This window comes from Burkholderia sp. 22088, assembly GCF_052045915.1.
GTDB classification, from domain to species: Bacteria; Pseudomonadota; Gammaproteobacteria; order Burkholderiales; family Burkholderiaceae; genus Burkholderia; species Burkholderia cepacia.
Window position 1 is genome coordinate 82,639 of the sequence record NZ_JBQEPY010000023.1, and the last position, 23,254, is coordinate 105,892.

The 23,254-nt window shown below is 67.2% G+C and carries 21 protein-coding genes and 1 tRNA gene; 5 read left to right on the forward strand and 17 right to left on the reverse strand.

Annotation, left to right across the window (positions count from 1 at the left end; genetic code table 11):
* Positions 1-115 precede the first annotated feature (115 nt).
* The 5 genes from ACTJLD_RS35125 to gatC form a co-directional block, all read right to left on the reverse strand.
* The gene (locus ACTJLD_RS35125) at positions 116-889 is read right to left on the reverse strand and encodes an exodeoxyribonuclease III (protein ID WP_021158564.1); all 774 of its coding nucleotides are present in this window, start codon (positions 887-889) and stop codon (positions 116-118) included.
* A gap of 40 nt (positions 890-929) precedes the next feature.
* Complete coding sequence (locus tag ACTJLD_RS35130) at positions 930-1,769, reverse strand: polyphosphate kinase 2 family protein (RefSeq protein WP_060197802.1); 840 nt, start codon at positions 1,767-1,769, stop codon at positions 930-932.
* A gap of 118 nt (positions 1,770-1,887) precedes the next feature.
* Entirely contained in the window at positions 1,888-3,363 is a 1,476-nt protein-coding gene (gatB, locus tag ACTJLD_RS35135) for an Asp-tRNA(Asn)/Glu-tRNA(Gln) amidotransferase subunit GatB (protein ID WP_440661013.1), read from the reverse strand.
* Positions 3,364-3,367: 4 nt separating this feature from the next.
* On the reverse strand, positions 3,368-4,858 hold the full coding sequence (gene gatA, locus ACTJLD_RS35140; RefSeq protein WP_027788859.1) for an Asp-tRNA(Asn)/Glu-tRNA(Gln) amidotransferase subunit GatA: 1,491 nt from the start codon (positions 4,856-4,858) through the stop codon (positions 3,368-3,370).
* Positions 4,859-4,923: 65 nt separating this feature from the next.
* Positions 4,924-5,223: an Asp-tRNA(Asn)/Glu-tRNA(Gln) amidotransferase subunit GatC gene (gene gatC, locus ACTJLD_RS35145; protein WP_027788858.1), complete on the reverse strand. Its 300-nt coding sequence runs from the start codon at positions 5,221-5,223 to the stop codon at positions 4,924-4,926.
* 367 nt (positions 5,224-5,590) lie between these two features.
* Between gatC and ACTJLD_RS35150 the strand changes: the two genes are divergently transcribed.
* From ACTJLD_RS35150 to rodA, 5 genes are all read left to right on the forward strand, one after another.
* The gene (locus tag ACTJLD_RS35150; protein WP_004189550.1) at positions 5,591-6,634 is read left to right on the forward strand and encodes a rod shape-determining protein; all 1,044 of its coding nucleotides are present in this window, start codon (positions 5,591-5,593) and stop codon (positions 6,632-6,634) included.
* A 126-nt stretch (positions 6,635-6,760) separates the two neighbouring features.
* Entirely contained in the window at positions 6,761-7,819 is a 1,059-nt protein-coding gene (mreC, locus tag ACTJLD_RS35155) for a rod shape-determining protein MreC (RefSeq protein WP_440661016.1), read from the forward strand.
* The gene (mreD, locus tag ACTJLD_RS35160; RefSeq protein ID WP_009687274.1) at positions 7,816-8,328 is read left to right on the forward strand and encodes a rod shape-determining protein MreD; all 513 of its coding nucleotides are present in this window, start codon (positions 7,816-7,818) and stop codon (positions 8,326-8,328) included. The genes mreC and mreD overlap by 4 nt, the downstream gene beginning before the upstream one ends.
* Positions 8,329-8,433: 105 nt before the next feature.
* A complete protein-coding gene (gene mrdA, locus ACTJLD_RS35165) occupies positions 8,434-10,716 on the forward strand; it encodes a penicillin-binding protein 2 (RefSeq protein ID WP_059700478.1) in 2,283 nt (760 codons plus the stop codon).
* 11 nt (positions 10,717-10,727) lie between these two features.
* Positions 10,728-11,876 carry a rod shape-determining protein RodA gene (gene rodA / locus ACTJLD_RS35170; RefSeq protein ID WP_027788855.1) on the forward strand — a complete coding sequence of 383 codons (1,149 nt, stop codon included), beginning with the start codon at positions 10,728-10,730 and terminating at the stop codon, positions 11,874-11,876.
* A gap of 105 nt (positions 11,877-11,981) precedes the next feature.
* Here the strand turns inward: rodA and ACTJLD_RS35175 are convergent, their stop codons facing one another.
* The 12 genes from ACTJLD_RS35175 to ACTJLD_RS35230 form a co-directional block, all read right to left on the reverse strand.
* Positions 11,982-12,776, reverse strand: coding sequence for a tetratricopeptide repeat protein (locus tag ACTJLD_RS35175; RefSeq protein WP_321844420.1), 795 nt, complete (start codon positions 12,774-12,776; stop codon positions 11,982-11,984).
* Positions 12,773-13,558 carry an HpcH/HpaI aldolase family protein gene (locus ACTJLD_RS35180; RefSeq protein WP_440661020.1) on the reverse strand — a complete coding sequence of 262 codons (786 nt, stop codon included), beginning with the start codon at positions 13,556-13,558 and terminating at the stop codon, positions 12,773-12,775. Before ACTJLD_RS35180 ends, ACTJLD_RS35175 begins: the two co-directional genes overlap by 4 nt.
* Before the next feature lie 302 nt (positions 13,559-13,860).
* Positions 13,861-14,313, reverse strand: a complete 453-nt coding sequence (gene queD / locus ACTJLD_RS35185) for a 6-carboxytetrahydropterin synthase QueD (protein WP_021163975.1) — start codon at positions 14,311-14,313, stop codon at positions 13,861-13,863.
* Between the two features lie 18 nt (positions 14,314-14,331).
* On the reverse strand, positions 14,332-14,964 hold the full coding sequence (queE, locus tag ACTJLD_RS35190) for a 7-carboxy-7-deazaguanine synthase (RefSeq protein WP_021163976.1): 633 nt from the start codon (positions 14,962-14,964) through the stop codon (positions 14,332-14,334).
* 75 nt (positions 14,965-15,039) lie between these two features.
* The gene (queC, locus tag ACTJLD_RS35195; protein WP_027788853.1) at positions 15,040-15,774 is read right to left on the reverse strand and encodes a 7-cyano-7-deazaguanine synthase QueC; all 735 of its coding nucleotides are present in this window, start codon (positions 15,772-15,774) and stop codon (positions 15,040-15,042) included.
* A gap of 358 nt (positions 15,775-16,132) precedes the next feature.
* A tRNA-Phe gene (locus tag ACTJLD_RS35200) sits at positions 16,133-16,208 on the reverse strand.
* A gap of 60 nt (positions 16,209-16,268) precedes the next feature.
* A complete protein-coding gene (gene esaR / locus ACTJLD_RS35205; RefSeq protein ID WP_440661023.1) occupies positions 16,269-16,970 on the reverse strand; it encodes a response regulator transcription factor EsaR in 702 nt (233 codons plus the stop codon).
* Positions 16,971-19,385 carry a sensor histidine kinase EsaS gene (gene esaS / locus ACTJLD_RS35210; RefSeq protein ID WP_060082941.1) on the reverse strand — a complete coding sequence of 805 codons (2,415 nt, stop codon included), beginning with the start codon at positions 19,383-19,385 and terminating at the stop codon, positions 16,971-16,973.
* Complete coding sequence (locus ACTJLD_RS35215) at positions 19,375-19,965, reverse strand: DUF4390 domain-containing protein (protein WP_124818060.1); 591 nt, start codon at positions 19,963-19,965, stop codon at positions 19,375-19,377. Before ACTJLD_RS35215 ends, esaS begins: the two co-directional genes overlap by 11 nt.
* A complete protein-coding gene (rsmB, locus tag ACTJLD_RS35220) occupies positions 19,962-21,353 on the reverse strand; it encodes a 16S rRNA (cytosine(967)-C(5))-methyltransferase RsmB (RefSeq protein ID WP_021163981.1) in 1,392 nt (463 codons plus the stop codon). Before rsmB ends, ACTJLD_RS35215 begins: the two co-directional genes overlap by 4 nt.
* Positions 21,354-21,571: 218 nt before the next feature.
* Entirely contained in the window at positions 21,572-22,429 is an 858-nt protein-coding gene (gene htpX / locus ACTJLD_RS35225; RefSeq protein WP_006485774.1) for a zinc metalloprotease HtpX, read from the reverse strand.
* 100 nt (positions 22,430-22,529) lie between these two features.
* Positions 22,530-23,165, reverse strand: coding sequence for a LysE family translocator (locus ACTJLD_RS35230; protein WP_059700490.1), 636 nt, complete (start codon positions 23,163-23,165; stop codon positions 22,530-22,532).
* Positions 23,166-23,254 lie beyond the last annotated feature (89 nt).

The window sequence follows — 23,254 nt, forward strand, 5'->3', positions numbered from 1 at the left end:
GCGGCCCGCACGATCGCCGCCCCAAATGAAACGGGCCGCATGTTCGACATGCGGCCCGTTCTGCATCCGGCGACCGGCGGGTTCGGGCGCTACGCGCGCGGCGCGGCGCCGGCAATCACTTCTTGTAGTCGTAGTCCACCGTCAGCGGCGCGTGGTCGCTGAACTTGATGTCCTTGAAGATCGACGTGCTTTTCGCGGTGCCGGCGACGCCCGGCGTCGCGATCTGGTAATCGATCCGCCACCCGACGTTCTTCGCATACGCCTGGCCGCGGTTGCTCCACCACGTGTACTGCTCGGCGCGCGGGTCGAGCGTGCGGAACACGTCGACGTAGCCGACATCGTCGAACAGCTTCGTGAGCCACTCGCGCTCTTCCGGCAGGCAGCCCGAGTTCTTCTGGTTGCTCTTCCAGTTCTTGATGTCGATTTCCTTGTGGACGATGTTCACGTCGCCGCACAGGATCACCTCGCGCTTCTTCTTGAGCTGGGCAAGGTGCGGCATGAACTCGTCCATGAAGCGGTACTTCGCCTGCTGGCGCTCTTCGCCGCTCGAGCCGGACGGCACGTACACCGACACGACCGACAGCTTGCCGTAGCGCGCCTCGACATAGCGACCCTCGGCATCGAATTCGCTGCTGCCGAAGCCGATGATCACGTCGTCGGGCTCGCGGCGGCTGTACACGCCCGCGCCGCTGTAGCCCTTTTTCTCGGCGTGGTGAAAATAGCTCTTGAAGCCGTGCGGCTCGACGAATTCGGCCGGCAGGTCGTCGGCCGAGACCTTGATTTCCTGCACGCACACGCAATCGGCGTTCTGTTCGCCGAGCCACTCGAAGAAGCCCTTCTTCGCGGCGGAGCGGATGCCGTTCAGGTTGGCGGTAATCACTCGCATCATGTCGGATTCCGTTCAGTTCGATGTTTTACAGGGTGGCAGCTTAACGGATCTTCACGCCTTCGAGCTCCGGCTTCGGCGGCGGGAATTCCAGCTTCATGTCGGTCATCGTGCGCAGCAGCAGCTCGGCGATCATCACGTTGCGGTGCGTCTTCGAGTTGGCCGGGATCACGTACCACGGCGCATGCTCGGCGGACGTCGCGGCGAGCGCGTCGCGGTACGCGGACTGGTACGCGTCCCAGTGCTTGCGCGCGTCGAGATCGGAGATGTCGAACTTCCAGTGCTTGGTCGGATCGTCGATGCGCGCCTGCAGCCGCTCGCGCTGCTCGTCCTTCGAGATGTGCAGGAAACACTTGATGATCGTCGTGCCGTTCTCGACCAGCATCGTCTCGAAATCGCGGATCTGCCGGTAGCGGCGCTCGCATTCCTTCGCGTCGATCAGGTCGAGCACGCGCGGCACGAGCACGTCTTCATAGTGGCTGCGGTTGAAGATCGCGAGCTCGCCCGCGGCCGCCACCTGCGCATGCACGCGCCACAGGAAGTCGTGCGCGGCCTCGATCGGCGTCGGCGCCTTGAACGACACGACGCGCAGGCCGAGCGGATCGACCTCGCGGAACACCGCGCGCACGGTGCCGTCCTTGCCGCTGGTGTCCATCCCCTGCAGCACGAGCAGCACGCGCTTCTTCTGCTGCGTGTGCAGGCGCTCCTGCTGCACGTCGAGTTCGGTCGACACGACCGACAGCCGTTCGCGGTCGTCATCCTTCGAGCCGGACGAAAACGGCTTCGCGGCCGGGTCGAACGCATCGAGCCTGAATGCGGCGGCTTCCTTCTCGCGCGTGAAATAAGGCACGCGGAAATCGTCGAGCGACGGTTGTTTCGCCATTCGTTCCTCCGTTGGACGGTGTGACGCATACGATAACGCATCCGCCAAACGCAACGGGCCGCCCCGAACTGGTTCGGGGCGGCCCGTCGTCAAGCGCGGTTCAGGCGCGCGCTCATGCTCAGCCGAGCTTCTTCTTCAGCAGTTCGTTGACCTGCTGCGGATTGGCCTTGCCCTTGGTCGCCTTCATCGCCTGGCCGATCAGTGCGTTGAACGCCTTTTCCTTGCCCGCGCGGAATTCCTCGACCGACTTCGCGTTCGCCGCGAGCACTTCGTCGATGATCGCTTCCAGCGCGCCGGTGTCGGAGATCTGCTTCAGGCCCTTCGCGTCGATGATGCGGTCGGCCGCGCCTTCGTCGTCCGGCTTCTCGTCCCAGATCGTCGCGAAGATCTCCTTCGCGATCTTGTTCGAGATCGTGCCGTCGGCGATGCGCTGCAGCAGCAGCGCGAGCTGCGCGGCCGACACGGGGATCGCGTCGATCTCGATGCCGTCGCGGTTCAGCTGCGACGACACGTCGCCCATCAGCCAGTTCGCGGCGATCTTCGCGTTCGCGGCGCCGGCCTTCGCGACCACCGACTCGAAATACGCGGCCATCGCCTTGCTCGACGTCAGCACGCCCGCGTCGTACGCGGACACGCCGTACTGCTCGGCGAAGCGCTGCTGCATCGCGGCCGGCAGCTCGGGCATCCCGGACTGCACGCGATCGATCCAGCCCTGGCCGATCACGAGCGGCATCAGGTCGGGGTCGGGGAAGTAGCGGTAGTCGTGCGCGTCTTCCTTGCTGCGCATCGAGCGCGTCTCGCGCTTGTCCGGATCGTAGAGGCGCGTTTCCTGCACGACTTCGCCGCCGTCCTCGATCAGCTCGATCTGGCGACGCACTTCGTAGTTGATCGCTTCCTCGAGGAACCGGAACGAGTTCAGGTTCTTGATTTCCGCGCGCGTGCCGAACTTCTCCTGGCCGACCGGTCGCACCGACACGTTCGCGTCGCAGCGGAACGAGCCTTCCTGCATGTTGCCGTCGCAGATGCCGAGCCACACGACGAGCCCGTGCAGTGCCTTCGCATAGGCCACGGCCTCGGCCGCGCTGCGCATTTCCGGCTCGGTGACGATCTCGAGCAGCGGCGTGCCTGCACGGTTCAGGTCGATCCCGGTCATCCCGGCGAAGTCTTCATGCAGCGACTTGCCCGCGTCTTCCTCGAGGTGCGCGCGGGTCAGGTTGACCGTCTTCTCGTACGCTTCCTTGCCGGCCTTTTCGTTGGCGGGCACCTGGATCGTGATCTGGCCGCCCTGCACGACCGGAATCTCGTACTGGCTGATCTGATAGCCCTTCGGCAGATCGGGGTAGAAATAATTCTTGCGCGCGAAGATGCTGCGCGGCGCGATGGTCGAGCCGATCGCGAGGCCGAAGCGGATCGCCCGCTCGACCGCACCGCGGTTCAGCACCGGCAGCACGCCCGGCAGCGCCAGGTCGACCGGGCACGCCTGCGTGTTCGGCTCGGCGCCGAACTGCGTCGACGCGCCCGAGAAAATCTTCGAGACGGTCGACAGTTGCGCGTGCGTCTCGAGACCGATAACGACTTCCCATTGAGTAGCCATGTGCTTACACCCCTGCCGGAACTTGCTTGTGCCAGTCGGTCGCGCGCTGGAACGCGTCGGCGACCTGCAGCATCCGGGCTTCGTTGAAATAGTTGCCGATGATCTGCAGGCCGACCGGGCGCTTCGCGTTCGCGCCCGCGCCGAAGCCGCACGGCACGCTCATGCCGGGCAGGCCCGCGAGGCTTACCGACAGCGTGTAGATATCCGCGAGATACATCTGCACCGGATCGTCGCCCTTCGAACCGAGATCCCATGCGACCGTCGGCGAGGCCGGGCCCATGATCACGTCGCAGGTCTTGAACGCTTCCTGGAAATCGTTCGCGATGATGCGGCGGATCTTCTGCGCCTGCAGGTAGTACGCGTCGTAGTAGCCGTGCGACAGCACGTACGTGCCGACCAGGATCCGGCGCTTCACCTCGGGGCCGAAGCCTTCCGCGCGCGACTTCTTGTACATGTCGAGCAGGTCGCCGTATTGCGCGGCGCGGTGGCCGAAACGCACGCCGTCGAAACGCGACAGGTTCGACGATGCCTCGGCCGGCGCGATCACGTAATACACGGGGATCGACAGCTCCGTCTTCGGCAGCGACACGGGCACGAGCGTCGCGCCGAGCGCTTCATACTGCTTCAGTGCCGCGTCGATCGTCGCGCGTACGTCGTCGGCCAGGCCGTCGCCGAAATACTCGTTCGGCAAGCCGATGCGCAGGCCCGCGAGCGGCTTGCCCGCATCGTTGCCGGCCGCCCACGGCTGGCCGAGGTGGCGCGTGAAGTCTTCATCGTCGCGATCGAGGCTCGTCGAGTCGCGCTCGTCGAAGCCGGCCATCGCGTTCAGCAGCAGCGCGCAGTCGGACGCGCTCTGCGCCATCGGGCCGCCCTGGTCGAGCGACGACGCGAACGCGATCATCCCGTAGCGCGACACGCGGCCGTAGGTCGGCTTGATGCCCGTCACGCCCGCGAACGACGCGGGCTGGCGGATCGAGCCGCCGGTGTCGGTGCCGGTTGCCGCCGGCGCGAGGCGCGCGGCGACGGCGGCCGAGCTGCCGCCCGAGCTGCCGCCCGGCACGGCATTCGTGTCCCACGGGTTCTTCACCGCGCCGAACGCCGAGTTCTCGTTCGACGAGCCCATCGCGAACTCGTCCATGTTGGTCTTGCCGAGCGTGACCATGCCGGCCGCCTGCAGGCGGGCGACGACGGTCGCGTCGAACGGGCTCGCGTAGTTCGCGAGCATCTTCGAGCCGGCGGTCGAGTGCCAGCCGCGCGTGACGAACACGTCCTTGTGCGCGATCGGCAGGCCGGTGAGCGCGCCGCCCGCGCCGCGCGCGAGCTCCGCGTCGGCAGCTTTCGCCTGCGCGAGGGTCAGGTCGGCATCGACGTGGACGAACGCGTTCAGGTCGCGCGCGGCGTCGATCCGTTTCAGGTAGAGCTGCGCGAGCTCGACGGCCGAGCATTCCTTGGCGGCGAGCGCGGCGCGCAGTTCGGTCAGGCTTTTTGCGTGCATTGAGTGGTTTTCCTGGGAATTCTGGGTGGCGCGCGGCGCTGGCCGGCGCGCTTGTCGTCGAATGCTTACTCGATCACCTTCGGCACGAGATAGAGGCCGTCCTGGACGGCCGGCGCCGGACGCTGGTTGTCGTCGCGATTGACGACTTCCGTCACGGCGTCGTCGCGCAGGCGCTGCGCGACTTCCTGGATCTGTTCGATCGGGTGGGCGAGCGGCGCGATGCCGGCGGTGTCGACCGCCTGCATCTGCTCGACGAGGCCGAAGAGATCATTGAGCTGGCCGAGCATGTGCTCGGCGTCGGCGTCGGCCATTTCGAGTCGCGCCAGGTGCGCGATGCGTTTCACATCGGTCAGGGTCAGGGCCATGCGATCACCGGAAAAACAAGACTGCGCAATGCATCGAAAGCAGCACTGCGGCGGGGGGTTGGAGGGTGCGATCCCACCCTCAAAAATCGGGGCCGAAGCGGCAAAAATACCGCCCGTTTCGATTCAAATACCGTGAAATTATAAGGTATCATTACGCGTTCGACCCAAACCCGGCAGCCTTTTCCCGCACCGTTTCGCCCCGCTTCGGCAAGCCGTGCGTGCTTCGTGCGATCCCCGGTAGACATCACTCGCAGCTTCGTGCGCCGCGGCGGCCGCTTCCGCCACGCTTCCCGAGGCTGTTATTTTTTCCGCTGCCGCCCTCAGCGCTCGCTATGCAGGGCCGGCCCAGAGCGAAACAGGATTCTGAATGTTCGGTTTTTTGCGCAGCTACTTCTCCAACGATCTCGCGATCGACCTCGGCACCGCAAACACCCTGATCTACATGCGCGGCAAGGGCATCGTGCTCGATGAGCCGTCCGTCGTGTCGATCCGCCAGGAAGGCGGCCCCAACGGCAAGAAGACGATCCAGGCAGTCGGCAAGGAAGCCAAGCAGATGCTCGGCAAGGTACCGGGCAACATCGAGGCGATCCGCCCGATGAAGGACGGCGTGATCGCCGACTTCACCGTCACCGAGCAGATGATCAAGCAGTTCATCAAGACGGCCCACGAGTCGCGCATGTTCTCGCCGTCGCCGCGCATCATCATCTGCGTGCCGTGCGGCTCGACCCAGGTCGAGCGCCGCGCGATCAAGGAAGCCGCGCACGGCGCCGGCGCATCGCAGGTCTACCTGATCGAGGAGCCGATGGCGGCCGCGATCGGCGCAGGCCTGCCGGTGTCGGAAGCCACCGGCTCGATGGTCGTCGACATCGGCGGCGGCACGACCGAAGTCGGCGTGATCTCGCTCGGCGGCATCGTCTATAAAGGCTCGGTGCGCGTCGGCGGCGACAAGTTCGACGAAGCGATCGTCAACTACATCCGCCGCAACTACGGGATGCTGATCGGCGAGCAGACCGCCGAGGCGATCAAGAAGGAAATCGGCTCCGCGTTCCCGGGCTCCGAGGTCAAGGAAATGGAAGTGAAGGGCCGCAACCTGTCGGAAGGCATTCCGCGCAGCTTCACGATCTCCAGCAACGAAATCCTCGAAGCGCTGACCGATCCGCTGAACCAGATCGTGTCGTCGGTGAAGATCGCGCTCGAACAGACGCCGCCGGAACTCGGCGCCGACATCGCCGAACGCGGGATGATGCTGACGGGCGGCGGCGCGCTGCTGCGCGACCTCGATCGCCTGCTCGCGGAAGAAACCGGCCTGCCGGTGCTCGTCGCGGAAGATCCGCTCACCTGCGTCGTGCGCGGTTCGGGCATGGCGCTCGAGCGCATGGACAAGCTGGGCAGCATCTTCTCGTACGAGTGATCGTCTAGGCAGTCTTCCTGACATGACGCACCCGCGGCGTGGCCGGCTCGCTCATTCAGAACGAACCGCCGCGCCGTTTGCGCGTCTGAGCTTCATTTAACCGATCATTCGCGCCCGGCGCCGACCATGGAATACAGTCCGCCGCCCCTCTTCAAGCAAGGCCCGCCCGCGCTCGCGCGGCTCATCTTTTTCGTCGCCGTCGCGATCGCACTGCTGGTGTCGGACGCGCGCTTCAACACGCTCGAAATCGTCCGCGGCGTGCTCGGCACCGTGCTCTATCCGCTGCAGCGCGCCGCGCTCGTGCCGCGCGACCTGTTCATGGGCGCGGCCGACATCGCCGTCACCGGCGCGTCGCTGCGCCACGACAACGACGATCTCCGCAAGCGCAACCTGCAGCTGTCCACGCAGGCCAACCAGGCCGCCGTGCTCGCGCAGGAGAACGCGCACCTGCGCGCCGTGCTCGAGCTGCGCCAGCACATCGCGACGCAATCGACGCCGGCCGAGATCCAGTACGACACGAGCGATCCGTTCACGCAGAAGATCGTGATCGGCCAGGGTTCGCAGCAGGGCATCCAGAACGGCGCGCCCGTCGTCAGCGAGAACGGCGTGGTCGGCCAGGTCACGCGCGTGTTCCCGCTGCAGTCCGAAGTCACGCTGGTCACCGACCGCGATCTCGCGATTCCCGTGCAGGTGCTGCGCACCGGCCTGCGCAGCGTGATCTACGGCACGCCGAAGGGCGATTCGCTCGACCTGCGCTTCGTGCCGACGAGCGCGGATCTCGTCGTCGGCGACGAGCTCGTCACGAGCGGCCTCGACGGCGTCTATCCGCCCGGCCTGCCGGTCGCGAAGGTCGTACGCGTCGACAAGCTCGCCGATACCGCATTCGCGCGCGTGACCTGCGCGCCGATCGCCGCCGTGCGCGGCGCGCGCCAGATGCTCGTGCTGCATTACCAGAACGACATCCCGCCGCGCCCGGCCGAGCCCGATCCGGCCGCCGACAAGAACGCGAAGGGCAAGAAAGGCGCGAAAGCCGCCGCGAAAGGAGAGAAGGCCGACGCCGGCGCGAAGCCGGCCGCCGCGGCCCAGCCCGGCGCCAAGCCGGCGCCTGCCGCGCCTGCGCCTGCGGCCAAGCCCGCCACCGCGCCCGCGAAGCCCGCGGCCGGGCAACCAGGAGCCCAGCGATGAATCGCCCGCAATACATCCTGCAGCCGGTCAATCCGTACTTCATCGTCTTCAGCCTCGCCGCCGCGTTCCTGCTGAACCTGATGCCGTGGGGCCGCCTGCCCGGCGTGCCCGACTTCGTCGCGCTCGTGCTGCTGTTCTGGAACATCCATCAGCCGCGCAAGGTCGGGATGGGCGTCGCGTTCGCGCTCGGCATCCTGATGGACGTGCATGACGCGGGGCTGCTCGGCGAGCACGCGCTCGCCTATACGCTGCTGTCGTACGGCGCGATCACGATCCACCGTCGCGTGCTGTGGATGCCGATCGGCGTGCAGGTGCTGTACGTCACGCCGCTGCTGGTCGTCGCGCAGCTCGTTCCGTTCGTGATCCGCCTCGTGATGGGCGCCGCGTTCCCGGGCTGGCGCTACCTGGTCGACGGCTTCGTCGAGGCCGCGCTGTGGCCGATCGCGAGCCACCTGCTGCTGATGCCGCAACGCCGCCCGGTCGATCCGGACGATACGCGCCCCATCTGAACCCTGGGCCTGCCTTGACTACCCGCCGCCTCCACGCCCGCCGCGCTCCGGGGCGGCCCCTCGCCCGCAGCCGCATCGTGCGCGGGCCAGATCGATCGTAACCGCATGACCGAATTCAACGACACCCAACAGCAGCTCTCGAAGTTCCGCCTGCGCGTCGCGGCGGCGGGCGTGTTCGTGTTCGTCTGCTTCGGGCTGCTCGCGAGCCGCTTTTTCTACCTGCAGTTGATGCAGCACGGCAAATACGCGCTGCAGGCCGAGGAAAACCGCATCTCGGTCGCGCCGATCGTGCCGAACCGCGGGATCATCACCGACCGCAACGGCGTGATCCTCGCGAAGAACTATTCGGCGTACACGCTCGAGATCACGCCGTCGAAGCTCGACGACACGCTCGAGAACACGATCGACAAGCTGTCCGAGATCATCCCGATCGACGCGCGCGACCGCCGCCGCTTCAAGAAGCTGCAGGAAGACTCGAAGAACTTCGAGAGCCTGCCGATCCGCACCCGGCTCACCGACGAGGAAGTCGCGCGCTTCACCGCGCAGCGCTTCCGCTTCCCCGGCGTCGACGTGCGCGCACGGCTGTTCCGCCAATATCCGCTCGGCACGACGGCCGCGCACGTGATCGGCTACATCGGCCGGATCTCGAAGCGCGACCAGGATCGCATCGACGCGATGAGCGACGACAACGACAGCGACCAGGAAAACTACGATCCGCGCCGCGACGCGAACAACTACAAGGGCACCGACTACATCGGCAAGATCGGCGTCGAGCAGAGCTACGAAACCGAGCTGCACGGGCTGACGGGCTTCGAGGAAGTCGAGGTGACGGCCGGCGGCCGGCCGGTGCGCACGCTGTCGCGCACGCAGGCGACGCCCGGCAACAACCTCGTGCTGTCGCTCGACATCGGGCTGCAGCAGGTCGCCGAGCAGGCGTTCGCCGGCAAGCGCGGCGCACTGGTCGCGATCGAGCCGAAGACGGGCGACGTGCTCGCGTTCGTGTCGTCGCCGAGTTTCGACCCGAACTCGTTCGTCGACGGCATCGACCAGCAGACCTGGGACGAGCTGAACAACTCGACCGACAAGCCGCTGCTGAACCGCCCGCTGCACGGCACCTACCCGCCCGGCTCGACGTACAAGCCGTTCATGGCGCTCGCCGGCCTGACGCTCGGCAAGCGCACGCCGGGCTGGGGCTTCCAGGATCCCGGCTACTTCACGTTCGGCGGCCACACGTTCCGCAACGACGTGCGCTCGGGCCAGGGCTGGGTCGACATGAACAAGGCGATCATGGTGTCGAACGACACCTACTTCTACATGCTCGCGCGCGACCTCGGCGTGAACGCGATCGCGAACTTCATGAAGCCGTTCGGCTTCGGCCAGATCACCGGGATCGACATCCAGGGCGAGGCGCGCGGGATCCTGCCGTCGACCGACTGGAAGAAGAAGGCGTTCAAGAAGGCCGCGCAGCAGAAGTGGTTCGACGGCGAGACGATCAGCCTCGGGATCGGCCAGGGCTACAACTCGTTCACGATCCTGCAGCTCGCGCACGCGACCGCGACGCTCGCGAACAACGGCGTCGTGATGAAGCCTCACCTGGTGAAGGAAATCGAGGATCCGATCACGCGCGGGCGCCGCCTGACCGTGCCGAAGGAAAGCGAAGTGATCCCGCTCAAGCAGGCCGACATCGACGTCGTGAAGCGCGGGATGGAGAACGTGATCGAGAACCCGTCCGGCACCGCGTACAAGGTGTTCCGCGGCGCGCCGTACCTCGCCGCCGGCAAGACCGGCACCGCGCAGGTGTTCTCGCTGCAAGGCTCCAACTACAAGGGCCACCTGCTCGCCGAGCACCTACGCGACCACGCGCTGTTCATCGCGTACGCACCGGTCGACCATCCGCAGATCGCCGTCGCGCTGGTCGTCGAGAACGGCGGCTGGGGGGCGCAGGCCGCGGGCCCGATCGCGCGCCGCGTGCTCGACTTCTATCTCGTCGACCGCCAGAACCCGCAGAACGAGGCCGCGGCCGTGGCTGCCGCGGCGTCGGCGACCGAACCCGTCAACGCGCCGGTGATCGGCGACGCGAACCGGCCCGCCGCCGTCGCGGCCGGCTTCACGGCGCTGCCGCAGCCGGTCGTGCCGAGCGCGGCCAGTGCGGCGGAAGCGGCATCGGCCGCCGCGGCCTCCGAAGCGTCGGCCGCCGGCGCAAGCGCCGCCCCGCCGGCGAGCGCCGGTGCCGATGCGCCGAGGGCCGCGAGCCTGCCGCCGATCCGGCGCCCGCACCGGCCGCGCCGGCCCGCCAGTGACGCGCAGCCGCTCGTCGCCACGCCGCGCGACGACAACCACCGTGCGACGGCCTCCGCGAAGGCGGCGGACGCCGGCACCGCTCATTAACGGAGAAAGGCATGCAATTCGACAAGCGCGCCTGGCTCGACAAGATCAAGCAGATGTTCGCGGGCTTCGACCGCCCGCTCGCCCTCATCGTGTTCCTGCTGCTGTGCGTCGGCATCGTCACGCTGTACAGCGCGGCGATCGACATGCCGGGCCGCGTCGAGGACCAGTTGCGCAACATCCTGCTGACGTTCGTGCTGATGTGGGTGATCGCCAACATCCCGCCCACGACGCTGATGCGCTTCGCGGTCCCGCTCTACACGTTCGGGGTCACGCTATTGGTCGCGGTCGCGCTGTTCGGGATGACCAAGAAAGGCGCGAAGCGCTGGCTGAACGTCGGCGTCGTGATCCAGCCGTCGGAGATCCTCAAGATCGCGACCCCCCTGATGCTCGCGTGGTACTACCAGCGCCGCGAAGGCGGGCTGCGCTGGTACGACTTCATCGCCGCGTTCGGGATCCTGATGGTGCCGGTCGGGCTGATCGCCAAGCAGCCCGACCTCGGCACGGGCCTGCTCGTGTTCGCGGCCGGCTTCTTCGTGATCTACCTCGCCGGCCTGTCGTTCAAGCTGATCGTGCCGGTGCTCGTCGCGGGCGTGATCGCGGTCGGCTCGATCGCCGTGTTCGAAGATCGCATCTGCCAGCCCGAAGTGCAGTGGCCGCTGATGCACGACTACCAGAAGCACCGCGTGTGCACGCTGCTCGACCCGACTTCCGACCCGCTCGGCAAGGGCTTCCACACGATCCAGGCCGTGATCGCGATCGGCTCGGGCGGCGTGCTCGGCAAGGGCTACCTGAAAGGCACGCAGGCGCACCTCGAGTTCATTCCGGAGAAGCACACCGACTTCATCTTCGCGGTGTTCTCCGAGGAATGGGGGCTCGTCGGCGGGCTCGTGCTGCTGACGCTTTACATGGCGCTGATCGCACGCGGGCTCTATATCGCCGCGCAGGGCGCGACGCTGTTCGGCCGCCTGCTCGCGGGCTCGCTCACGCTCGCGTTCTTCGTCTATGCGTTCGTCAACATCGGGATGGTGAGCGGCGTGCTGCCGGTCGTCGGCGTGCCGCTGCCGTTCATGAGTTATGGCGGCACGGCGCTCACGACGCTCGGCATCGCGATCGGGATGATCATGAGCGTCGGGCGGCAGCGGCGGTTGATGAAGAGCTGACCGCGCGGTACGCATCGCAGAAAGAAAAACGGCGCCGCGGCGCCGTTTTTTTTCGACCGTCCTTGCCGAACGCGGCCGCGCGGCGCGGTGTGGCGCGGCCTCCGTTCACGGCGCCGGCGCATGCGTCCCGCCCGGCTCCGCGCCGGCACCCGACGCCGGCCCCTGCACCTTCAACCGCGCACTCAGCTCCTTGAATTTCAGCCCGGCCGTCTCGTCGCCCTGCGCGGCCGCCGCCGCGTAATACGCCCGCGCGATGTTCAGGTTCTGCGCGACACCGTCGCCCCCGCGCTCGTAGAACGACGCGGTCACGTACTGCGCGGTCGGCTCGCCTGCATCGGCGGCCTGCTTGTACCACGCGAATGCCTGCCGGTTGTCGCGCGGCGTGCCGCGCCCGTCGAGGAACTGGTTCGCGAGCGACAGCGCGGCCTGCACGTGCCCCTGCTTCGCCGCCCGCAGGAACCAGCGATGCGCTTCGGCCGGATTGCGCGCGACGAACTCACCGTCGTCGAGCATCCGCCCGTACACGTACTGCGCATGCGACATGTTCGCGTCGGCCGCGCGCTTCAGCCAGCGCAGCCCTTCGTCGACGTTCGCCGTCACGCCTTCGCCCGTCAGCAGCATCATCGCGTAGTTGAATTGCGCGAGACGGTCACCGCGCTCGGCCGCGTCGTGGAACTGCACCAGCGCCGCGCGATAGTCGCCGGCGTTGTAGTCGGCGACCGCCGACTGCGTCTCGCGCGATGGATCGGGCTTCGCTTGCGGCACGCCCGGTGCGCCCGCTGCAATACACACGCCATAGACGCCACACACGCACCACAGGCCGAGCATCGCGCCGATCCGCCTGCGCGCCCCGGCCCCACCCTGCACGCGCCCACGGCACGCGCCGTCGCCATCGTTCATGACCGTACCTCCTGCAGCGCCTGCCGCGTGGCGCGCAACAGCCAGCTGACGTCGGCCGACAGCGTGATCATCCGGTAGCCGGCCTCGCGATACTGGCGCGCGGCCGCCGTATCGCCCGCGAAGATGCCGACCGCGACGCCGGCCTGCCGGCCGGCCGCGAGCACGCGCGCCATCGCGGTGTCGACGTCCGGATGGCGGATGTCGCCGAGATGCCCGAGGCTCGCCGCGAGATCGGCCGGGCCGACGAACAGGCAGTCGACGCCGGGCAGCGCCGCAATCCGCTCGACTTCGTCGACGCCGCGCGCCGATTCGATCTGCACGATCACCGCGACCTGCGCGTTCGCCGTCTGCACGTAATCTCGGCGCATCCCGAACGCCGCCGCGCGCACCATGCCCGCGACACCGCGCAGCCCGTCCGGCGATTCGGGCGACGGATAGCGCGTCAGCCGCACCGCGTGCGCGGCGTCGTCGAGCGTCTCGATGCATGGAAACATCAGCGTGCGCGCACCGGCATCGAGCGCGCGCTTCACGAGCCACGGCTCGCGCGCCGGCACGCGCACGACGGGTTCGCTCGGCAGATGGGCGGCCGCGATCGCGCGCAACTGCGATGCAACATCGCGGCTGTCGTTCGGCGCGTGCTCCATGTCGATGCAGAGCCAGTCGTAGCCGGCATGCGCGAGCGCTTCCGCGGCCGAGTCGCTGCCGAGCGACAGCCACAGGCCGTACAACGGGTCGTCGCCGTCGTGCAGGCGTTGTTTGAGGGAATTGGTGAGCGTGCTCATCGATACGGCCTCCTGGACGGAACGGCAATCGAACGGGACAAGCAACGGGCAAAGCGGAGCGCGACACGCCGGGCAGCGAAGCACGGCGACGCCAGGACCGAGCCCTGGATCGTTGGTCGGCCGTGGACGGCCGATCTGACAGCGCCGGCCGCGCGATCGCGCACGGCCGCGTTTTCCGGCGCCACGCAACGATCATAGCGCGGCGTTACGCGGAATGTGGGAACGGACGGGGGCGGGACGAAGCCGCGGGGTGCGGCGTCAGGCAGCCCGCGCCGGCTGGCGGGGCTGCCGGGAAGGCGGGATCAGCGGCCGGGCTGGCGCTCGACGTCGGCCCAGCAGTTCGGCGTTTCGTACAGGCGCACGCGCTCGAGCCGCAGGTTCACGCCGTAGTGCGCGTCGTACACGTTCGCGAGGATGTCGAACGCGATCGCCGCGAGGTTCTCGACGGTCGGGATCCGGTCGATCACGACCGTCTTGTGGTCGGCCATCTGCTCGAGGAACGAGCGCACGACCTCGTCGCGGGCGTAGACCAGGAACGCGTGGTCCCACTTGCCGACCAGGTGCTCCATCGCGAGCGCCTTCACGTCGGCGAAATCCATCACCATGCCGCGGTCGGGCGCCCCCTCGGTATCGACGAGATCGCCGCGCAGCGTGACTTCGAGCACGTAGCGATGACCATGCAGGTTCCGGCACTGGCTGCGGTGATCGGGAATGCGGTGGCCCGCGTCGAATTCGAGTTTTCGGGTAATCAGCACGATGTCAAAAGCCGTGGCTCAGGGAATGTTCAGATATTTGTGGGTCTGCATCGACAGCCGCCACTGCGGATGACGCTTGCACCAGTCGATCGCGAGCTTCGTATTCAGGTCGCGCGACGGGCCGTCCATCGGCTGGACGAGGAAATACTCGAAGTCGAGCTTCGCGTAGTCGGCCAGCCGCTGGTTGTCCTGCGGGATCACGACCTTGAGTTCGTTGCCCTTCGTGACGACGAGCGGCGCGTCGGCCTTCGGGCTCACGCAGATCCAGTCGATCGATTCGAGCACCGGCAGCGAACCGTTGGTCTCGATCGCGATCTCGAAGCCGGCCGCGTGCAATGCGTCGACGAGCGGCTGGTCGAGTTGCAGCATCGGCTCGCCGCCCGTGCAGACGACGAAGCGGTGCGCCTCGCCCTCCGGCCACAGGCCGGCGATCGTCGCGACGAGCGCTTCGGCGTCCTTGAACTTGCCGCCGTTCTCGCCGTCGGTGCCGACGAAGTCGGTATCGCAGAAGCGGCACACGGCCTCCGCACGATCCTCTTCGCGGCCCGACCACAGGTTGCAGCCGGCGAACCGGCAGAACACGGCCGGCCGGCCCGCGTTCGCGCCCTCGCCCTGCAACGTGTAGAAAATTTCCTTGACCGCGTAAGTCATCGTGCTTCGTCCGGCTCGCGCCGCTCGTTGTCGATCAGAATCCGTTATTCGTCCAGCGCTGCCGGCGCGCCCGCGTCACAGCGGCGCTTCGGTCACCCGCTCGCCCTTCAGGTAAGCCTCGTAGCCGCGCTTGCGCAGCTTGCAGGCGGGGCATTCGCCGCAGCCGAAGCCCCATTCGTGCAATTCCGCGCGCTCGCCCACGTAGCACGTGTGCGTCTCGACGCGGATCAGTTCGACGAGCGCTTCGCCACCGAGCTGCTCGGCGAGCTGCCACGTCTGCGCCTTGTCGAGCCACATCAGCGGCGTCTCGAGCACGATGCGCGTGTCCATCCCGAGGTTCAGCGCGACCTGCAGCGCCTTCATCGTGTCGTCGCGGCAGTCGGGGTAGCCCGAGAAATCGGTCTCGCACATTCCGCCGACCAGCACACGCAGCCCGCGGCGATAGGCGATCGCCGCGGCGATCGTCATGAACATCAGGTTGCGGCCCGGCACGAACGTGTTCGGCAAGCCGTTCGCCGCCGTCTCGATCTCGATCGTGCGCGTCATCGCGGTATCGCTGATCGCGCCGAGCACCGACAGGTCGATCATGTGATCGTCGCCGAGCCGGTCCGACCATGCGGAAAAATCGCGCTTCAGTGCTTCGCGCACGCCTTCGCGACACTCAAGCTCGACGCGGTGGCGCTGGCCGTAATCGAAGCCGAGCGTCTCGACCGTCTGGTAGCGTTCCAGAGCCCAGGCCACGCACGTGGCCGAGTCCTGCCCGCCGGAAAACAACACGAGCGCGCCGTCTTTAGCGTCTGTCCGAATCACCGTGATACTCCGTGAATGTGTAGGCTCGCGTCGCGCTGCGCCCCGGGGCCGGCTGCCGCCGGGCGGCCCGACGCGTGCCGGCCTGGGCCGGCTCGACCAGTATAGGCAGCGCAATCGGCCGCGAACGCGGCGGAGCGCTTATACCGCCCATCGCGCGGCATCGTTGCCGCGCGCCACGGCGGCGCCACGCTGGCAGCCTGCTGCGCGCATGAAGCGATGCGCTAAGTTATTGAGCGGACACGGATTTTATCATGCCATCTCGAATACTGCCGGGCTCGCGGGCCCGCGGGCCTCATCACGCCAACCCCACCACAAACGAAAAACCCCAAGAACCTTCCGATTCTTGGGGTTTTAATTCTGGTGGCCTGGGACGGAATCGAACCATCGACACGCGGATTTTCAATCCGCTGCTCTACCAACTGAGCTACCGGGCCAACGAAGAATGAAAGTATATCGAGCTATTCGTACCTGAGCAAGTGTTTTCGCAAAATATTTTATACGGCGCCTTCGGACGGTTTCTTGCCGAGCTCGACACCGAGCTGCTTGAGCTTGCGATACAGGTGCGTGCGCTCGAGGCCCGTCTTCTCCGCGACGCGCGTCATGCTGCCGTTTTCGCGCGCGAGGTGATATTCGAAGTACGCACGCTCGAACGCATCGCGCGCTTCACGCAACGGAATGTCGAACGGGATCGCGGCCGTCTGGCCCGCGAGGCCGAGCGCCGAAGCCATGTCGTCGCCGAGCGTCGGCAGCGCGGCCGCGGATGCGACCGCCGCCGGGCCCACCGGCTGCCCCGCACCGGCCTTCGCCGCCGCGTTCGCGGACACCGGCGCCGCACCGCGTGCGAGGCCGTGCTCGACGGACTTCAGCAGCTTCTGCAGCGCGATGGGCTTCTCGAGGAAATCGAGCGCGCCGATCTTCGTCGCCTCGACGGCCGTATCGATCGTCGCGTGCCCGGACATCATGATCACGGGCATCGTCAGCAGCCCCTGCGCCGCCCACTCCTTGAGCAACGTCACGCCGTCGGTATCGGGCATCCAGATATCGAGCAGCACGAGATCGGGCGCCTGATTCAACCGGTATTCCCGCGCGGCCTGCGCGTTCTCCGCTGCCTCGACGACATGTCCTTCATCGCTGAGGATCTCCGAGAGCAATTCCCGGATGCCCATTTCATCATCTACCACCAGGATGGTTGCCATTTACGCTGCCTTTGTCTGCTCACTTGCTTTTGTCTTGGCGGGAGCCGTCCCGTCCTGCACGCCCGATTCGGCGCCTGGCGCATCGCTCGCCATCTGCAGGAACAGAATCGACACCTGCGCACCCTCGACGGTCTCGCCGTGCATGCGATTGCGCAGATCGATCCGCGCACCGTGCTCATCGACGATTTTCTTGACCGTGGCCAACCCCAGCCCCGTGCCCTTCGCCTTCGTCGTCACATAAGGCTCGAACGCGCGGGTCAGGATGCGCGCCGGAAAACCGGGCCCGTTGTCGGACACGGTAAGACGTACCGCGACGCGTGTTTTGCCCTCGGCGTCGGGATCGCCATATTCTACTGTCTTGGTTTCGATCAACACACGCGGATGCGCTGTCTCCGCGACCGAATCCTGCGCATTCTGCAGCAGGTTGTGAATCACCTGGCGCAATTGCGTCGCGTCGCCGCGAATCACCGGCAGCGACGGCGCGAGCTCGGCGACGATCGCGCTCTTGCCTTCGCCCACCCCGTACAGCCCGAGCACCTCGCTCGCCAGTTCGTTCAACTGCAGGTTCGCGAGCACCGCCGGCGGCGTGCGCGCGTATTCGCGGAAATCGTCGACCATCCGCTTCATCGCGGCCACCTGGTTGACGATCATCGTCGCGCCGCGCTTGAGCACATCGGCGTCGGGCGGCGCGAGCTTGTCGGACAGCTTCATCTGCAACCGCTCCGCCGACAGCTGGATTGGCGTCAGCGGATTCTTGATCTCGTGCGCGAGCCGGCGCGCCACTTCGCCCCACGCAACCGAACGCTGCGCGGAAATCACGTCGGAAATGTCGTCGAACACGACGACGTAACCGGACGTCTGCGGATCGTCGGCCTGCCCCTCGATCGTCGATACGAGGCGCGTGCCGCGCACGAGCAGCGTCAGCGGATCGGCTTCGCCCGGCACCTCGATCGCGAACTGCTGCTGCCAGTGGCCGCGATCGCCGCTGGCGCCGTCGGATGCCGCCTCGCGATCGGCGAACGCCTTGCGCACCATCGCGCCGAACCCGGCGGCCACGCCGATCCGGTCGAGCGTCGTGCCGATCAGCGCGTTGAACGGCTGCCGGAAGATCCGCTCGGCGCCGCGATTGGCCGTCGTCAGCCGGAACTGGCGGTCGAGCACGAACACACCGGCCGTCAGGTTCGCGAGGATGCTCTCGAGATACGTCTTCGAATGCTCGAGCGCGACGCGGTTCTTCTCGACCGCGAGCCGCGCCTCGGACAACTGGCGCGTCATCGCGTTGAACGACTGCGTGAGGAAGCCGAGCTCGTCGCGCGTCTTGATCTCGCGCTTCGGCGTGTAGTCGCCTTCCGTAATCTCCTTCGTGCCCTGTGCGAGCAGGAACAGCGGCCGCGCGAGCTGCTGGCCGAGCGCGAGCGCAAGCATCATCGCGATGAACGTCGCGAGGAACAGCGCGAGCGTCAGCGTGCCGATGTACATCTTGCGCAGCCCCGTGCGGCCGAGCGCCTTTTCCTGGTACTCGCGATACGCGCGCTGCACGGCATCCGCGTTGTGGGCAAGGGTGGGCGGCACCGGCTGGGTGAGTTGCAGGAAACGCTCCGCCGGCTGCAGCAGCGATGTCGACGCATCGGGAATCGGCCGCACGACGCGCAGCCGCAGCGCGCCCTTCGCGCCGTGCGCGCGCGGGTCGCCGTCGACTTCGCCCTCGATCGCCGCGTACGCGCCGTGTTCGCGCGCCTGGCTCAGCATCAGCGGCGTCGGCAGGTCGTCCGGAATCAGCGCCGCGAAATTGCCCGACGCCTGCGCGACGATATGCAGGTCGGGCGCCGCGCCCGAGCCGCCGCGGCTCGGCTCGACGATCGTCGCGTCCTGCACGCCGAACTGGTCGCGCAGCCGCAGCAGCGTGAGCGTCGTGCCGTTCGTGTTCGCGTCGGCGCTCGCGAGCTGGTCGGACATCAGCCGCGCCTTCGTCTGCAGATCGGACAGCGACGCATCGAGCATTCCGCGGCCGAGATTCAGGCCGGCCGTCAGCGCCGTCTCGACGTTCACGTCGAACCACGACTCGATGCTGCGCGACACGAACTGGTACGACACGATGTAGATGATCCCGCCCGGCACCACGCCGACGAGCGCGAAGAACACCGCGAGCTTCGCGAGCAGCCGCGTGCCGAACTTGCCCTTCCTCAGGCGCACGACGATCATCCCGATCAGCCCGAGCACCACGAGCAGGAACACGAGCGCGACGACGATGTTCGTCGCGTACAGCCACGAGTAGTAGCGATCGAAGAATTCGGTGTTCGCGCTCGCGGCCGCGAGCAGCACGAGCAGCAGCAGTGCGGTGAGCGCGACGGTCGAGACGATCACGCGAACGAGGAGGCTCTTCCCGCTGGCCGCGCGGCGCACTTTATTTAGCACGTTCGGTCACCGTGAAAGTGAAGCGCTTCCAGTCCGACCCGAGCGTCCAGTCGCGGTTGTTCACCGCATCGACCTGGAACGGCTTCGGCATCAGCGCCGTATCGAGCTGCATCCGCACCGATGCCGTGTAGGTTTCGCCCGCGCGCACCTGGCTGCGGTCGATCACGTGCCACGACGTGATGTGCCTGATGACCGCAAGCGCATCCTTCAGCGACGGGAAACCGAGCTGCAGGCCGCCCGTCGACACGCGATACTCGCGCGTGAGCGGCTGGAACGACAGGCGGATCGTCTGCGACACCGATACCGGCTGTTCGTCAAGCCAGTACCAGCGCGCACGGCTCAACTCGAAATCCGTCGTGAAATACACCGGAATGCCTTTGTTGACGGCATCCTCGAGGCTCGGGTTCAGCTCGAAATCGAAGCGGGCATCGAGGCTCCAGCCGCTTCCGTCGGCCTGGAGCGACGCGCGCTGCACGGCGATCGACTCGGCATGCGCCGGCCGGACGACAGCCAGGCACAGCGTCAACGCGACCATCAGGACGGCCGCGAGCCGAAGTGGAAAAAGGTGTTTGATCGTCACCGTTTCTGAAACCGCGCGTAGAAAAATCCGTCGTGATCGGTGTTCTGGTCGAGTGCGCCGGCGGCCGCCCCTCCCTGCACTCCGCCCGGCAGCAGTTGGCCGGGGGCGTCCAATCGTACCGCATCTTCACAGGCCGCTTCAAACCAGCGGGCCTGCAATTCGCCTTCTTCGGGGAAGACCGAACAGGTCACGTAAAGCAGTTCGCCGCCCGGCTTCACGAGCGGCCACAACGCCGACAGGATGCGACGCTGTTCCGCGACGAGCGCCGGGATGTCGGCCTCGCGACGCAGCCAGCGGATGTCCGGGTGACGACGCACGATACCGGACGCCGAGCACGGCACGTCGGCCAGGATACGATCGAACGGGCGCCCGTCGTACCACGCGTCGGGCGCACCCGCATCGCCGACGCGCACGTCCGCCGCGAGCGACAGCCGCACGAGGTTCTCGCCGATCCGCGCCGCGCGCGCGGCGTCGCTTTCCAGCGCAACGACTTCCGCATCGGCGAGTTCGAGAATATGACCGGTCTTGCCGCCGGGCGCCGCGCATGCGTCGAGCACGCGCATGCCGTCACGCGCACCAAGCCATTCGGCTGCGAGTTGCGCACCGGCATCCTGCACCGACACGACGCCGTCGGCAAACCCCGGAATGCGATCGACCGGCAGCGCCGACGCGAGCCGCACTGCATGCTTGCCGATCGCGGTCGCTTCGATTCCGCTCGCCCGCAGCGTATCGAGATACGCGTCGACGCTCGCGCGGCGCGCATTCACGCGCAGCGTCAGCGGCCCCTGGCGCTCGCCGGCCGCGAGGATCGCCTGCCATGCGTCGGGCCATGCGCGCTTCACCGAATCGACCCACCACGCGCGGTAATTCCAGCGCGCGACGACATCGTCCTGCAGCGCCGCGACGAGCGCGTCGCGCTCGCGCAGGAAACGGCGCAGCACCGCGTTGACCATCCCCTTCGCGAACGCGCATTCGCGGCGGGCGCCGATCACGGTCACGGCCTGGTCGACCACCGTGAACGGCGGATACGCGGCCTCGTCCGCCGGATCGAGCAGCAGCGCGAGCGCGCCGGCAAGGACTGCGTGCACGTGCGCGGGCGGCGCCTTGCTGACGAGCCGGCCGATCAGCCAGTCCGCACTGCCGAGACGGCGCATCGTCCGGTAGGCGACGTCCTGCGTCGCCCCGCGCGCAAGGGCCTGCGTACCGGACGCCATCTGCGCGAAAACCGCCGAGAGTGCCGCCGGCAGCGCGGTGCCGCGTCGTACCGCATCGACCGCCTGCGCGGCCGCGTCGAGCGCGAAGCCGAGCGAATCGGGCGCGAGATGCAGCGCGGACAGGCGCGCCGGGCGGCCGGAAGAAGACGGAGCGGTAGAACGGGTTCGTGTCATCGGAGCAAATTCGGCAAACAAGCGCGGCAAGCAAATACGGCAAACGGCGGGATCGCGGCACTCGCATGGCCCGCGGTCCCAAACCGGGCATTGTAGCGTGCGACGTTGCAGCCCCTTTGGCCCCTTTACGGCACGCACAAATGAAAACCCCGCAGCGCGAAGCGTGCGGGGTGGCGTGACGGCCCCCGAACGGCAACTGCCGCACGGGGTGCCGGGGCTCAATCGAAGCGGCCGGTACGCGCCATCTCCATCAAGCGCGCGATGCGCTCCTCGGTGGCCGGGTGCGTCGAGAACAGGTTCTGCAATCCGCCACCATGCAGCGGATTCATGATCATCATCTGCGCCGTGGCCGGATGCGCTTCCGCCGCCTGGAACGGAATGCCTGCCGCATAGCGATGGATCTTGTCGAGCGCGGTCGCGAGCGACTGCGGATCGCCGGAAATCTGCGCGCCGCCGCGGTCGGCCTCGAACTCGCGTGCCCGCGAGATCGCCATCTGGATCAGCGCGCCGGCGATCGGCGCGAGCAGCGCGACCGCGATGCCCGCGATCGGGTTGGCCGGCCGGCCGTTCTCGTCGCGCCCGCCGAAGAACATCGCGAAGTTCGCGAGCGCCGAGATCGCGCCCGCCATCGTCGCGGTGATCGTCGAGATCAGGATGTCGCGATGCTTCACGTGTGCAAGCTCGTGCGCCATCACGCCGCGCATCTCGCGCTCCGACAGCACGCGCAAGATGCCCGTCGTCGCGGCGACCGCCGCGTGCTCGGGGTTGCGGCCCGTCGCGAACGCGTTCGGCGCATCCTCGTTGATCAGGTAGACGCGCGGCATCGGCAGGTTCGCGCGCGTGGCCAGCTCGCGCACCATCCGGTAGAACTGCGGCGCCGTGTTCTCGTCGACTTCCTGCGCGTTGTACATGCGCAGCACCATCTTGTCGGAGAACCAGTACGAGAAGAAATTCATGCCGAGCGCGAACAGCAGCGCGATCGTCATGCCGCGTGAGCCGCCGATCATCCCGCCGATCACGATGAACAGGGCCGTGATCGCGGCCATCAGCATCGCCGTTTTGACCCAATTGAACATACCCACTCCTTATCCGTCAGGGGACCCGCCGCACATCACAAGGCACGGCGGAAAATTGTAAGCGCTTTGTTAGATAAGGTCTTGCCGGAAAAATTCAATCTCAGCGTTGCGATGCCGCAAGACGAAGGCCGAGGCCGACGAAAGCGCTGCCGACCGTGCGGTCGAGCCACTTCCTGACACCTGGCTTGCCGGAAAAGCGCGCCGTGACACTGCCCGCGACCCAGGCGACGAGGCTGGTCCATACCGTGCTCATCGCGACGAACACGCCGCCGAGGGTCAGAAACGCCAATGCCTTGTGCGGGCTGTCGGCCGACACGAATTGCGGGAAGAACGACACGAAGAACAGCACCACCTTCGGGTTCAGCACGTTGGTCCAGAAACCCTGCATGAACAGTTGGCGCAGCGGCTTCGCGGCTTGCGCGGCCGCCTTGCCCGACGGCTCGCCCGCCTGCTTCGCGATGATCATCCGCACGCCGAGGTAGATCAGGTAGGCGGCGCCAACCAGCTTGATCACCGTGAACGCGGCAGCCGATGCCGCGAGCAGCGCGGTCAGGCCGAATGCGCAGGCGAGCGCGTGCACGCAGCAGCCGGCCGAAATGCCCAACGCCGACATCAGCCCCGCGCCACGGCCCTGCGCGACACTGCGGCCGACGATATAGGCCGTATCGGGGCCGGGCGTGACGTTCAGCAGGAAGACTGCCAGCACGAAGAAGCCGAAATGGGTGATGCCGAACATGAAAACCTCGAAACCGGAGAGCGCAGGGAAATTCTACGCGCGCCTGCCGCACCGCGCGACTCGGCCGTCCGGCCGATTGCGCACGCCCG